Here is a 13937-nt window from a genome sequence, read left to right as displayed (position 1 = left end):
AAATCTTATGAAGGACAATCAACCCATCTAGAAGATTTTCTACAAGCGGAGGAAGAGTATCGATTATTATCTAGTCGTTTTAAGAGGGATCAAGAATACTGGTATCAAACCCTTAAGGATTTGCCTGAGCCGATATTAGGTATGAATTCGAAAAGACAACCTTTATTTAATATAAATGGGATTTGTGCTTGCTGGTTCATCCAGATTTCAAGCTGGTCATCGGGATCCGGATGTTTAGTAAAATCAATGACTGGCATAATATTAGGGGTATTTATATCAACATATTGGAAGGGAATTTCATTTAACTCGGTAAATCGAAAATGGAGCCCTTCATAATACTCAATGAATATACGAATACTCTTCTCAAGTAATCCAATATCAGTTTCACCAATATAAGAAATACACCCTCCTAAGTTGTATAATGAACTGTTAGGATTCATTTTCTCATTGTTCCAGATTTGTTTTTGTGAATGAGTTAAGTGATACCATTTCTTGTTTTCTACTCTTGCCAATCGAATCCCCTCCTTATTTAAACAATTAAAAATGCGACCCGGAAATGGATCGCATACGTTTATCATTTCTATTGAGTATTAGGGCATGGCTTGGCCATAGAAGTATTTGAAGATACTTCTTACATTGGAATTTTTATATCAATATTACAGCATCATTTAACGTGCCGAAACAACGGTTAAATTAGGTAATATTTACATTGAAAATATTACCACGTAATCGTTTTCAAATCAACCTTTAATGGGTAATGTATTGGCCTAACATGGACCAAATTTTAAGTCTAAATTGTAAGCGTTATTATGTCTTGCATTTCTAGTTGCCTATTTAACAAATTTGCTCAAAGAGAGCAACAAGCAGACAAAAGTAGTTCTGTTGCGTTTCGTTCCATTTCTGTAATAATCTCTAATTTGGAATGCAGTTCAAGCATATTTTTGCTGCTTATACTATAACCAACCTTTCTTTTCTCTAAAAAGTAAAAACTGCTGTTTTTAAATGACTTCCACATCTTATAAAGTTCTAAATACTTTTTTTCAATTTGCAAAACATTGATATCGTAATTATCTCTAATCTTATGAGTAATCTCTATGTTACGAGTATGGTTCTGACAGAAAGAAAGTGTTCTTGTCCGGTAGGTGTCATCAGCACCTAAATTTGAAAACAAGAAAATGAATTCACTTAAATAAGAATCCAAGGCATCCATTCCAGTATGATAATGAAGATCATAATCCTCGTTGTACTTTGGAGTTCCAGCCAAGCTTCGTTCTAAAACCTCAATTAACCTTTGAAACTCTAATTCATGTTGGAATCCTTTGGCCGATTCATTTACTTTGCATAGTCTCAACTTAATTGGTTTATTTGCATTTATTAAGTGCTCAAAAGATGCATCAACCGAGTAATAAGGAATTCTATACTTATCCATTTTCCCCATAACAACACAATCCTCTAACGCCAAATAGCATTGCTGCTCCTCATCGTATCCGTATATAAAAGTAGGATGATAGAGATGTGATATGTTGGAATTCACACCACTTGGATAAAAGTATCGGTCCACAGTGACAAATACATAGAATCCATCGCAAAGGGCTGATTTAATACATTGGTGCACATCAGATTCAAGATTTGAGAATTCTTCGACATAACTATCAATTAACTCATCCAGCATATCTAAGCTATATTCTATTTTTGGAAAGTATGCCCCACTAGAAACAAGTTCCCCCTGTATATTCTCAGAACTGTAGGACTGGTTATATACTTTTTTCAGATACATTGAATCCATATGTAAGGATATATTTCTAAATGATTTATTTTCATTTATAAGCATAGATATTAGATTATTAGATACACAATCCATCCACATATCATTATAGGGCTCTACGCTATTGCTCATACCATGCATATCCTCTTAATCCCCCTTAAGATTCTCTTAAATATACAAGTATATTGACTAAAAATTGTAAGGTTGTCAATATATTTTAATTAATCCCCTATTTAATTTACAGATTGGATTTATCTATCCATATTAATCCTCTATCTATTCAAGATCCCAGGCAGCAACTGTTCTTGGCATTTGTCATTGTACCTCTTGTCATTTTGCTCTTGAGATATGATGCGAAGAATAAACAGCAACGAATAATGTACGTCCTTATGAAATGGCTTCAATATCCGGCAGCACTTCTCACCCTATTTTCCGTCATGAGCAATAAGATGTGGGGATTCGAAGGCACGGCAATACCTGGCATGCTCTCCCTGGGTTGGCTACTATTCACACTACTGCTGGGCATCTATAGCTTGACCACGATTGTGATGGCAAAAGGAAAAGCAGCGGAAATCGCGATTGGCGCGGGACTCGTCTATTTTTTTATCGGAGGCATGTGGTTTACGTTATATCAATATCAAGTGAATCTCTTTAATGCTAATGTGGCAACACACGCGTTAAGCTCGGTTCACTTTCATTTCTCATCTGCGATTGTTCCGATTTTCATTGGTGCACTGGGACGGATTATGACGAAAAAAAGCTGGTATCCCTGGGTAGTTGCCATCGATATTATTGGACCCCTGCTGATTGCTTCTGGTATGATTTTCTCCAAGCCGATTGAGTACGTTGGTGTCGCTTTGTTCGCATGTAATATTGTGTTTTATACCGCTTATCTCCTGGCTTACTTGAGGAAAAACGCTTTAAATATGCAGGCATCCTTCTTCCTAGGCCTTTCTTGTCTAGCCTTCTACACGGTTGTTGTCATTTCCATCTTCTATCCGTTACTGAAAAATATGTACTCCTTAACCATTCTCGATTTTATTCCCATTTACGGAGCTCTACACGCATTTGGTTTTGTCTTATGCGGATTGATTGGTTGGGTGTACATGCTGGACTCTATTCAGGAGAAAAAGATTGCCAAGGAGAACAGATGGGCTGGTGCATCTTTATGAATCGGGTGAACGTGGATTTAGGCTAACTATTCGGCTTCATAGGAGTAGTTTAGTCGGGTTCGTGCTATAATAGTGATCACATAAATAACATTCATCATTTGCCGAGATGGCAATGATTAAGGAGATTGAATTTTGACGAACAACCATGATATTGGAGCAGTTAACGAACTACCAGAGAACTTTGAAGAGCTCAAACGAGCGGCTACTCGGACGTCAAGCTGGAGAGACAGACTGAATGCGGTGAACGAATTGGGGAACTGGGATACAGAACCTACCCTTAAGTTGCTGCAGAATGTTCTGAAAAATGATCAAGTGTTCCAAGTGCGCGAAGCCGCATATCTCAAGCTCAAACATTTGGGTGAAGATGTACAGATGCCTGCCAAAAACAAAGGTGAGCTGTTTAAAGGTACGAACAAAATTTTGCTGCGGATCAAAAAAAGCCTTCCCGAAGGTCACACATTTGAGGAATTTAAGGAAAAACTGCAAAAGACACGTCTAGATCTCTATGATGCTTATGAAGGCGACAAAGATGCTGAGTTTGACTCTTGGCTCCACGGAATTTGGGAGACACTAGGCAAAAAATAAGATAGATGCTGATCACAGTATAGAACAGCCGAGTACAACATAATAGCCAAGTATAGAGCCACTCCAAAGGTTGGAGTGGCTTCTCTATTTCTTCAGGGTCATCTCCATCAGATCAATGTCACCAGAGCAGCTGTTCATAAAACATCCACCTTCCTGTCTCTCCCATTACATTTATTTTCTAGTATAATAATGGAAACCAACAAACATTGTAGGAAGAAGGAGAGTTGTTATGGAATATCATGTATCCATACATGGGAGTGATCAAGGAAAAGGAACAGCAGATCAACCCCTTCGTACCATATCACGCGCTGCGGCTCATGCCATGGCTGGTGATACAGTTATTGTTCATGCGGGAGTATACAGAGAATGGGTTAACCCGGCGAATGGAGGAACAGCGGAGCATCGAATCGTGTATCGATCCGCAGGAGACGGGGAAGTCGTCATTACAGGCGCTGAGCGGGTTACTGACTGGAAGTCTGAAGGAGACCATGTCTGGAGCACAGAAGTGCTGAATTCTGTCTTTTCTGTTCGTAATCCTTTTGAGGTGGAACTCAGTGGAGACTGGTTGTTTGACGGGCCGTTTCCGGTTCATCTCGGCGACGTATATTTGGATGGCAAATCCTTGTATGAATGCGAAAACATTGAAAGCGTTCACAATCCGGAAGTTTGGCCTGAAGCCAAGTATTCCAAGGATTCACTGTTGAAATGGTATGCTGAAGTTGGTTCTACAACAACAAAAATCTGGGCTAATTTCGGAGGGAAAGATCCACGGAAGGAAAATGTAGAAATCAATGTGCGTCCTTTTTGCTTCTGGCCTGAGAAGCCAGGATTGAACTACATAACCGTAAGTGGCTTCACCCTTCGTCAAGCTTCCCCTCAATGGGCACCACCTACGGACTACCAAGAAGGTTTGATCGGACCTCACTGGAGCAAAGGCTGGATTATTGAAAATAATATTATCAGTGAATCCAAATGCGTTGGTATTAGCTTGGGTACCGAAATGGGTACAGGTCACACCAATGCTTTGGAGAATCGTAGTAAAGGCGGGACTCAACGGGAGCAGGAGGTTATTTTACGCGCATTACGCTCCGGCTGGCATAAAGATCACGTCGGCAGTCACATCGTGCGAGGTAATGTAATTCATGATTGTGAGCAGGCCGGTATAGTAGGTCATATGGGAGCAGCCTTCAGCCACATTTATCAGAATCGGATCTATAACATTCATCACAAACGACTCAGACATGGTGCCGAAGTCGCGGGAATTAAACTGCATGCTTCCTTGGATACTCAAATTAGCGAAAACATAATGTATAGCTGTTACCGTGCGCTTTGGCTTGACTGGCAGGCACAGGGCACCCGGATCAGCCGTAATGTATTTTTCGACAACATTTCAGAAGACCTCTTCGTTGAGGTGTGTCATGGTCCGTATATGGTCGATCATAATCTATTCCTCTCGCCCATGAATTTCAGAAATATGGCTCAGGGCGGCGCATTTGCCCATAATTTATTTGCAGGCCGATTTGTCGTTCGTTCCGAGATTACTCGTATTACGCCATATCACTTCCCTCACGAGACAGCCATGGCCGGATACTCCAATATCACGGGGGGCGATGACAGGTACTACAACAATATCTTTTTGGGTGATAACGATGCGAATAAGGAGCCTGTTCCAATCACCTTTTTTGAACATCTTCCCCTTAAACCAAGGGATGCCGTTGGAGAGGACGGCAAGACGGTCATGGATGGTGTGCCGGACAATTCCATTTGTTATCTGCATGCTGTGGGACTTGGCGGCTACGATCAACATCCGAATGTCAAAGACAAGAAGTGGTGGGAATACACCAAAGAGGAGCTTATGGAGCTTGGCGATGCCGCGAAGGATTTCTTTATAGGCAATGCCGTTCTTCCGGTAGCTATGGGTGGCAATGTATATCTTAACCATGCGGTTCCAAGCACTCACGAATCCGATGCGAAGATACATTCACAGAAGGGAATAAACATTGAAGTTGATCCTGCGCTAGGTAAGGTGCAGATTCAGATCAATGAGGCCGAATTACTTCGGGGTACCTCTGCCATGGTGATTACCTCCGACCTGCTTGGAAAAACGTATCACGCCGATATGAAGTATGAGGAACCTGACAGCACTCCATATCGCTTTGACTCCGACTTTTTCAGAACAAAGAGACCTGATGCGGAAATTACACCTGGTCCGTTTGAGTTAAGCGAGAAGGGTAGTATTGAGTTTGAAATTTAGTTTGTCATTGAGGATCCAGTCACTTTAGGTGACTGGATCTTTTCATGTGACGAACCTCTATTCCGCTGAGCGGGATTGAAGAACAGAATCCCTAAATGCTGTATGTTTTATGAAAGTTTATCATTAATAATCACTTAATAAGTTTTTCTTTGATCCAACGGTATATCCCTGGAGTGTTGATCTCATATCCCTTTCCTTTATATTTGGTCAGTGAAACAGTTCCTCCTAAAATTTTTTCTTTATCTTCTTTAGAATTGGAGTCTTTTAACAAGGATTGTTGAAGAATTGAGGAATCAATTATTCTATGTTGCTGATCCATTGTGATTCGTTGATTATCTATAATTTCCTGTTGAGCTTGTACTAACGCGTTAGAGAGCATTAACTGCCCATTAAGGTGCTGAATATTTGCTAATAACTGTTGTTCTCTAGGACCAACACTCATATTAACATAGTTTAAATTAGATGAATTGATAGGCAATTGAAGATAAATATTTAGTGCTTCACGGATTTTAGTTAGTGCTATCTCACTAGTTTCAGGTGTCACAGAGAAAATAACTTGGCTAGCCTCATGGCTAATATCTGTCATTGCGTTAATACCTATATCTTTTAAGAATTCCGCAAAATAAAGTAGATATTGCTCGCACGCGACACGAACGTGTTCAGGGAACTGAAACAGACTAACCAAGGATCCCTCTCTTGTTTTTTCCATTAAGAACTTATTAGCGTTTTGGTAAATTTCCTCAATAATAGGTATGTGCTGATCAACAACCGATAGTATAGTCCTCTCTTTTGAAAAAGTATCACAGGTAATATGACAACCATTGCTTATAACTTCATCTTGCTGCACCCATCTAACGTTTTGATCTCTATGTTGTGAAGCTGTAAATTCCATAACTTCGGCAAATTCCTCGATACTGTAGGGTTTTTTCCATTTTTCAAAATCCCAATAAAAATTAAAGTGTAATTCCATATCATCATAATGATCACTATTCCTAACTATTTCAATCTCATCAATATAATCGTTAGATTCTAAGGGATAAAATAGTGTAAGTGAGGAAATCTCTTTCGGAACTTCGGTAAAAGAAGCTTCTAGCGCTCTCTGAGATAAATTATAATCTTTCACACGTGCCCAAAGATTTTTATGTCCCTTTTCAGTGATGTACCCCATCTTCCCAGCAACTGTAACTCCATCAACTTTAAAAATATTTATAGCTACCTCATCGTTAGCTAATTCTACTTTTATCAAAGTTAATCCCCCTCTTATTTTATATTATGTTAAAATCTTACTAAAATAGTGCGTATCAAATCAACAATATAATTAGTTTATACTCAAACTTCTCCCTGCTTGTGGTATGGTTCACTTGAACGTACAAGCTAATTTACATAGCGAGTTGCTAGGCGAATCTCTTGGTGACTCATAAACTCTTTATTTTATTTAGATCAGCTCCCAGATCTATACTCAATGTACCAGACATACCTTGTGAGGAAGAAATATTTACAAAGTAGTCTCCAGTTGACCAGACCTTGTCGTTAAAGAACGTATGCTCCTTTCCATCCGCTAGGACAGTTCCGGACAACTTCATTGTTCCTGCTGCAGATCCTAGGTTAATGGTGAAAGTAAATGGCTTAGAACCTGTGTTTTTAAACTTAACCTTTGCATAACCATATCCATCTGGCATATCAAATTGTTTCATAGTTGAAGTGCCAGCAAGGTCTTCATTCCTAATTACTGTTGATGTGGGTAAAGGAGTATTAATGAATTCAGTTGGTGTTTCCGGTTCTGAATTTGAATGAGTAGTGTTCATGTATAGGGGAATAAGAATTCCCATCGTAATCAGAACCGTCAATAATATTTTTGCGTTATTTTTCATAGTAAAAACCTCCAAATGTTGTTTCTTATTCTGATTTATAAACTATATATTAATGTAAACTAATTAAAACTGAAGTACTATCATCCATTTTACCCTACTTGTGGTACGTCCCTCCCGTAATATAACTAAAAACAAAGTTCAGTCTACCACAAAATATACATATCAATATAAACAGAAACCCACTCCTTTGGTGGAGTGGGTTTCTGTTTATACCTTTTCCTTTATGGAACTATCATTCCGCTACATAAAGGGGAGTAGCATTTCTAACATACTTCATTCCAACTCTAAAACGGATTCGCCGCTAATTATCGTACCGTTATTCTTACCTTCACAAATTTCCTTCATCGAGCCTGGTTTATCGAAGTTAAACACATGCATGGGCAGATTGTAGTCTCTTGCTAAAATGAAAGCCGATTGGTCCATTACCTTTAAGTTGTGTTTTAATACATCGTTGTAATGAAGTGAACGGAATTTCCTTGCATCTTTATCCAATTTAGGGTCTGCATTAAGAACACCATCAACCCCTTGCTTTGCAACTAATAAAGCATCACAATTAACCTCGATGGCTCTTTGTACTGAAGGATAGTCTGTTGTAACGTAAGGTTGACCATTCCCCCCTGCAAAAATTACAATATAGCCTTTTTCTAGATGGTGGACTGCTCTTAGACGAATGTATGGTTCTGCAACTGAAGTAATAGGTATTGCCGTCATTACTCGTACTTCCTTTTGGGTCTTGGCCTTAAGAACTCCACGAAGCATTAAACTATTTACAACAGTCGCAAGCGTCCCAATGTTATCAGCTTCTGCCCTTTCTATCCCCCAGCTTTCCGCCATATTCCCTCTGAAAATGTTACCCCCACCTATAACCAGCGATACTTCAACGCCCAAGTTTACAACTGACATGATTTCATCTGCAATATGGTCTAACATCGCTGGCTCAAAACCAAATTCTGAGTTTCCTGCTACTGCTCCACCACTTAGCTTAACGAGAACCCTTTTGTACCTTGACAATTCTTACACCCCCATAAAATAAAAACACTAAAGCAATAAATGCTTTAGTGTTCTAATGGAATGGAAATATGAAATTACACAAGTCGACTGATTGTAAGTCTTCTGTTTCCACCTCATACTCCCACCCCTTCCACGTTTTTTCCATCAGATAATTCTACATTACGTAAAAGCAAATTGCAATTACCCTAACCTACATATTTTAGATAGTTAATAGTGGCTTCACCCTTCGTCAAACCTCTCCTCAATGGGCGCCGCTTACGGACTACCAGGTAGGTTTGATCGGACCTTACTGGAGCAAAGGCTGGATTATTGAAAATAATATAATCAGTGAATCCAAATGCGTTGGTATTAGCCTGGGTACCGAAATCGGTACAGGTCACACCAATGCTTTGGAGAAGCGTAGTAAAGGCGGGACTCAACGGGAGCAGGAGGTTATTTTACGCGCATTACGCCCTGGCTGGCATAAAGATCGAGTTGGCAGTCACATCGTGCGAGGTAATGTAATTCATGATTGTGAGCAGGCCGGTATTGTGGGCCATATGGGAGCAGCCTTCAGCCGTATTCATCGTAACATTTATAGAGCGAAATCAAGAGAATTGCCAAAAACCTGCTACAGGGTGTTGAATCTCGGTGGCTCTTACCATGGCAAAGACATATAGTGATCCAAAACCAAAAGGATAATTGTAGTCGTTTTGAACCAACGTTTCGGGGTAACCATCTTCATCTACTTGAAATAAAAAAGAAAATGACTCCTCCATCAAATTCGTAAAATAATAGTCTTCATTTTGAATAAGTCTCGGGTTTCCCCCTACTTTGATCAAAAAAGACTGATCCATTGATTTTTGGTCATTGCTTAGTGTCCCGTCTGAGATGGTGTGTTTTTTAAGGCCTGGGTTAGTAAACATCTCTTTGATGCTTTCAGTTGAAATGGGGTGCTCAATTACCTTGATCGAGCAATTAGGATACATATTGTTTTTCAAATACTCCTCATAGTCTTCAGGGATGAAGATCGAAATCATGCTCTCCGATTTAAAAGGATGGACGAGGCTCAAGTAAAAAAGATATTTTTGGTTACCTTCATGGATGTGGTCGTCTTGATCATCAAAAAATTGAGGTGCATTTCCGCCGATCCAACCTGCCCCCTGATCTTTCGATAGGTCAGATTCGGCATAATAGAGAATACTCTCTGTTCGCTCAACCAAAACCTTCATTTGATTGTCCATTGGCATTCTACCAACTCTCCCTCATACAAATCTTGTCCAAAAATAGACCTAAGTACTTCATTGCGACATCGATCTTATTTCTCTTCTATTAATTCAGATTCCTCAGCGAATACCTCTGAACTGATTGATTAATTCTCATTGTACAGAAGAAGCGCATTTAGCATTCCTTCTTGTAGCTGGCAGTTGTAAATCATTGCCGTTGCCGCAACCTCCTTCTGGAAATCACGGCTTCTATGACGAGCAGATTAGGAATCCAACAAACCCAAGCGACAACCCGAAACGCCGCCTCGAAATCGCCAAGCAGAAGATTCAGCGGCGCTAACCAGATTCGAAGCGTGACCGCTGCAAAAGTAAGCGCATAACTGCGAAGCATCCATGCTTCATGAGCTTGGATGTCTTTCGCCATAATTTTTCTCGTTGCAATAAGCGTCGTCGCAACCCACAATACATCGAGCGACATGAACCCAAGCCCGGCAACCCAACCTCCCGTGGCAAAAAGGGATAAATACACACTCACGATTCCACTAACTGTAATCGAAAGAACATATCCATACCCCAATAGGCGATGCCAACGTTTCCTATCATTCGTTGGCTTCATAAATAGTTGAAAGGGTCCTATGATCAAGGCAAATATCGCGGTAACAATATGGATGTATAGTACATATATCCATGGTTTGAGTTCAAAATTCGGCTTTTGCAATTTGAAAGAGACAAGTCCTGCATCACTAGCTTTAAGCACGCCATACTGAACAATTGCGTATCCGGCAATCGAAAATGCAAGAATGAGAACGAGTGCCCGAATCATCTTATTTCCCATTTGAATTATCCTCCTCCGTTGATGCACCGTGAAGCTGTTGTCCCTTTAAACCCTATAGTGGCTATAGAGTCAATACCGATCTTCTCGATTAAGGCATCGGCTAGAAAGGGACGCACAAATTCAACGCTTGTCGTGATCAAGTTTCCTGTCGTACTTTTGGTGCAAACGGATCTTCGCTTCCTCCCAGCTTTACAGTTAGAAATAATACCCCTTCCGAATATCATCTAAAAGGGTAGGATATACTGGTTTCCATCCTAAACGTTCCTGCGTCAACGCACTGGACGCCGGATTATCCGTTTTCGTGAAGGGTGCAAGCCATCCGAAATGTTTACCTGCTTCTTCAACCCCAATACCTTGGACCGGCAAGTTCAAGTGGAGGCCCAAAGCCGTGGCGATCTCTTGAAATGGAATGCCCTCTTCGCTCACTGCATGAAACCGGGACCCTGCCGGAGCTTGTTCTAAGGCGAGTCTAAAAAGGCGCGCCGCATCCAGTAGATGCACGGATGGCCAACGGTTGTTACCGGAGCCTGTATAGGCGGATAACCCCTTCTTACGAGCGATGTTCACCAGATTTGGGAACAAGCCCGTCTTATCGCCTTCACCGTGTACGATCGGTGGGAGGCGTACAATCGAGGAACGTATCCCCCGATTCGCCAAGTCTAGGGTGGCATGTTCTGAAATGATGCGTAATCCACCTTGCGATTGAGGATCCCCAGCGCTGTCCTCCGTTCCGAGACGGCCGGGAGTAAGCGTCATCGTAGGCATCGCGACGACAAGCGCCCGGTCACCGGCGGGTAAGGAAGTGCCGAGTGTCTCGATGGCTCGCCTGTCGGTCTCAATTGCAGCCTTCATAAATCGCATCACTACATGACGAGGATTCCCGCCGAATAAAACCCTAAGCCGAGTTGGAAGGCCCGCATGCGAGAACTTGTGGAAGAAGGCCAAATGAATGACCCCGTCTACTGCAGCAGCCACTTTGCGCAAGCCTGCTAAATCCTCAATCGAACCGACTTGAACCTGGGCACCCAGTGCCGTAAGCCGTTTGTTGGCTTTTTCAGAACGGGCAAGACCAACCACTTGATGACCGGCATCCAGCAGTTCGCTAACGACCGCCCCTCCGATGAAGCCTGTCGCCCCTGTAACCAATACACGCATTTTCAGAAATCCCCTTTCCTATCGATAGGATGTTTACTCTTAGTATAGGGGATTGACTACTGCGGTCTTTGCCTTTTCCGTCGGAGTTTTTGCCTGATTCAACAGATTCCGCCGCTTAAAAAGGAAAAATCCGCTAGGTTCTATGCCCGCGGAAATTTGAAAAGCCGTTTACATGTGCGTTTCACTTCAACTTTTGCTGGTCCTGACGCCACCTTGTGATATCTCTAGTTGGAGGACACCCAAAAAATCGGCTGTAATCGCGGCTAAATTGGGAATCGCTCAAATAGCCTACACGCCGGCTCGCCGTCGTTGCGTCAATGGAGCTGGATAACATTAGACGCCTCGCCTCTTGCAGGCGCAGCACCTTTTGATATTGCAGAGGGCTCATCGCAGTAGCCGATCTGAAATACTCGCGAAACGACGATTCGCTCATATGGACCAGCTCCGCCAAATCCGCTACTTTCAACGGCTGAGAAAAGTTATTTTGGAGCCAATCAATCGCTTTTGCAACCTGCTGCATGCCCGATTCCGCCAGAACAGTCTCGGCAACATAAACACCGATTGGGCTACGGAGGACGCGGATATAAATCTCGTCTTTCACCAATGGAGCCAGCATTTGAGCATCATCGGGAGAGGACAGGCAAGCCATCAATCTTGCAGCGGCGTTCATCATGGCCAAGTCTGCTTCGATGACATAGCACGCACTGCGATTGCGAACCTCCGGTAAACCATTAGGAAATACCATCGGCAGCAACGAAGCAATCCTTTGCGGATCGAGGTATAGACCTATCCCCAAGAACGGTATTTGGGGGCTGGCCTGCATGATTTTCATCGCAACAGGCAAGGCAACGGGGGCAATATACATTCGCGAAGCACCATACTCATAAGCATCCTTGCCTACGGTAATTCGCTTTTTCCCTTGCGCTGCAATGCAGATTGCCGGCGAGAACATAGTGTGAACATCATCCGCCACTTCTACTTGCGAATATCGGTTCACATACAGACCATGGATCGGTGAAGCATAGGTCCCATCCTGCGAAGTATGCGTGTAAATCAAACTCGCCAACCGAGCTGCTTCACGATCTAGCGCTGAATTGGCATCATCTAATACAGATACATCCTCATATTTATAGTAATTGTCCATGTTCACAAGCAACTTCTTCCCCCTCAGATGTAACAGGATGATAGGCATGTTCATGATACCACAGGCGCATCCAGAAAGCTTAAGCATTAAAGTTAAATTAACATGGATATCTCAAGTCTACCCTTCTGCAAGTCCGAGGGGATTCCCTGCTAGCACGAAGCGGACAGCATTTCTCGCTATCGCCTCCCAATGTGTTTTACTTATGATACGGTTCAGATCAATTCTGTGGTAAAGCAACGGGAATAGAAGTTATAATCGAAGAAATCGTAAAAATATAGCTTCTCCGCCCAAGTAATAAAATCTCTTTATGTAACTCACTGTTAAGGTATTCACCCACTCTAGCGGCGATAATTAAAGACAGGTAAATGCGTATTCTCATGGTTTTGTAAGTGCTATTCTAAAGCCAAGGTCATCTATCTTGAAATCAGGCATACTTTTCCTTCTAGTCGTTGATCCACAATTATTTTCAACTTCAGCCCAACTGCCTCCGCGGAAGACTCTATAGTCCCCATATCGTTCAGCATCATACAAATCCCAGCACCACTCCCAAACGTTTCCGATCATATCGTAAAGCCCCCATGGATTAGGAAACAGTTTTCCGACTTGTTGAACTGATCCATCAGCGTTTTCTTGATACCATGCAATCTTATCGATACTTTCATATCGATATCCCTTGGTCCCCGCTTTACACGCATACTGCCATTCTGCGTCTGATAATAATCGAAAGCCATTCGCTTGTTGATTATAAATAGTGTTCTGACTTTCACCTGTGATTAAATAGCATTCAGTTCTGCCATGTATTCTGGACAATTCGTTACATAAGATAAGCGAATCTACCTAAGAAACTTCCGTAATTGGCAGACTATATGTATACGGATGTTTCAGTCCAAGTAATAACCTTTCTATCACTTTCTCTTCCAGGGTTTGATAATGTGTAATT

Annotated in this window: 13 protein-coding genes; 3 read left to right on the top strand and 10 right to left on the bottom strand. The window is 41.7% G+C overall.

The genetic code is table 11. The features are described 5' to 3' along the window. Nucleotides 1-104: 104 nt before the first annotated feature. Nucleotides 105-512, bottom strand: coding sequence for a condensation domain-containing protein (locus tag AB4Z30_RS23225; RefSeq protein WP_441929818.1), 408 nt, complete (start codon nt 510-512; stop codon nt 105-107). A gap of 335 nt (nt 513-847) precedes the next feature. Then, complete coding sequence (locus AB4Z30_RS23220; RefSeq protein ID WP_441929817.1) at nt 848-1906, bottom strand: hypothetical protein; 1059 nt, start codon at nt 1904-1906, stop codon at nt 848-850. A 164-nt stretch (nt 1907-2070) separates the two neighbouring features. Between AB4Z30_RS23220 and AB4Z30_RS23215 the strand changes: the two genes are divergently transcribed. The 3 genes from AB4Z30_RS23215 to AB4Z30_RS23205 all read left to right on the top strand — a co-directional run bounded on the left by AB4Z30_RS23215 (nt 2071) and on the right by AB4Z30_RS23205 (nt 5776). Continuing rightward, a complete protein-coding gene (locus tag AB4Z30_RS23215) occupies nt 2071-2937 on the top strand; it encodes a YndJ family transporter (protein WP_441929816.1) in 867 nt (288 codons plus the stop codon). 132 nt (nt 2938-3069) lie between these two features. Then, the gene (locus tag AB4Z30_RS23210) at nt 3070-3522 is read left to right on the top strand and encodes a HEAT repeat domain-containing protein (protein WP_441929815.1); all 453 of its coding nucleotides are present in this window, start codon (nt 3070-3072) and stop codon (nt 3520-3522) included. A gap of 229 nt (nt 3523-3751) precedes the next feature. Next, complete coding sequence (locus AB4Z30_RS23205) at nt 3752-5776, top strand: right-handed parallel beta-helix repeat-containing protein (protein WP_441929814.1); 2025 nt, start codon at nt 3752-3754, stop codon at nt 5774-5776. A 130-nt stretch (nt 5777-5906) separates the two neighbouring features. On the opposite strand, the gene AB4Z30_RS23200 is transcribed toward AB4Z30_RS23205, so the two are convergent. The 8 genes from AB4Z30_RS23200 to AB4Z30_RS23165 form a co-directional block, all read right to left on the bottom strand. Then, nucleotides 5907-7022, bottom strand: coding sequence for a hypothetical protein (locus AB4Z30_RS23200; protein ID WP_441929813.1), 1116 nt, complete (start codon nt 7020-7022; stop codon nt 5907-5909). Between the two features lie 169 nt (nt 7023-7191). After that, a complete protein-coding gene (locus AB4Z30_RS23195; protein ID WP_441929812.1) occupies nt 7192-7647 on the bottom strand; it encodes a hypothetical protein in 456 nt (151 codons plus the stop codon). A gap of 273 nt (nt 7648-7920) precedes the next feature. Next, nucleotides 7921-8658, bottom strand: a complete 738-nt coding sequence (gene pyrH / locus AB4Z30_RS23190; RefSeq protein ID WP_441929811.1) for a UMP kinase — start codon at nt 8656-8658, stop codon at nt 7921-7923. Between the two features lie 587 nt (nt 8659-9245). Continuing rightward, the gene (locus AB4Z30_RS23185; protein ID WP_441929810.1) at nt 9246-9887 is read right to left on the bottom strand and encodes a hypothetical protein; all 642 of its coding nucleotides are present in this window, start codon (nt 9885-9887) and stop codon (nt 9246-9248) included. Between the two features lie 184 nt (nt 9888-10071). Then, complete coding sequence (locus tag AB4Z30_RS23180) at nt 10072-10698, bottom strand: DUF2306 domain-containing protein (RefSeq protein WP_441929809.1); 627 nt, start codon at nt 10696-10698, stop codon at nt 10072-10074. A 195-nt stretch (nt 10699-10893) separates the two neighbouring features. Next, entirely contained in the window at nt 10894-11853 is a 960-nt protein-coding gene (locus AB4Z30_RS23175) for an SDR family oxidoreductase (protein ID WP_441929808.1), read from the bottom strand. Nucleotides 11854-12034: 181 nt separating this feature from the next. Beyond that, nucleotides 12035-12997 carry an AraC family transcriptional regulator N-terminal domain-containing protein gene (locus AB4Z30_RS23170; RefSeq protein WP_441929822.1) on the bottom strand — a complete coding sequence of 321 codons (963 nt, stop codon included), beginning with the start codon at nt 12995-12997 and terminating at the stop codon, nt 12035-12037. A gap of 375 nt (nt 12998-13372) precedes the next feature. Then, a complete protein-coding gene (locus tag AB4Z30_RS23165; protein ID WP_441929807.1) occupies nt 13373-13807 on the bottom strand; it encodes a formylglycine-generating enzyme family protein in 435 nt (144 codons plus the stop codon). Nucleotides 13808-13937: the final 130 nt, after the last annotated feature.

Origin of the sequence: Paenibacillus sp. 2TAF8, assembly GCF_052114825.1 — a bacterium.
In the GTDB taxonomy this organism is placed as follows: Bacteria; Bacillota; Bacilli; order Paenibacillales; family Paenibacillaceae; genus Paenibacillus.
This window is presented reverse-complemented; position numbering and strand designations above follow the sequence as displayed.

What these genes read in the sequence shown, in the direction of transcription:
- AB4Z30_RS23220 (WP_441929817.1), bottom strand. Translation starts at nt 1,906, where the DNA reads ATGCATGGTATGAGCAATAGCGTAGAGCCCTATAATGATATGTGGATG.
- AB4Z30_RS23205 (WP_441929814.1), top strand. Translation starts at nt 3,752, where the DNA reads ATGGAATATCATGTATCCATACATGGGAGTGATCAAGGAAAAGGAACA.
- AB4Z30_RS23195 (WP_441929812.1), bottom strand. Translation starts at nt 7,647, where the DNA reads ATGAAAAATAACGCAAAAATATTATTGACGGTTCTGATTACGATGGGA.
- AB4Z30_RS23185 (WP_441929810.1), bottom strand. Translation starts at nt 9,887, where the DNA reads ATGCCAATGGACAATCAAATGAAGGTTTTGGTTGAGCGAACAGAGAGT.
- AB4Z30_RS23180 (WP_441929809.1), bottom strand. Translation starts at nt 10,698, where the DNA reads ATGGGAAATAAGATGATTCGGGCACTCGTTCTCATTCTTGCATTTTCG.
- AB4Z30_RS23175 (WP_441929808.1), bottom strand. Translation starts at nt 11,853, where the DNA reads ATGCGTGTATTGGTTACAGGGGCGACAGGCTTCATCGGAGGGGCGGTC.
- AB4Z30_RS23170 (WP_441929822.1), bottom strand. Translation starts at nt 12,997, where the DNA reads ATGGACAATTACTATAAATATGAGGATGTATCTGTATTAGATGATGCC.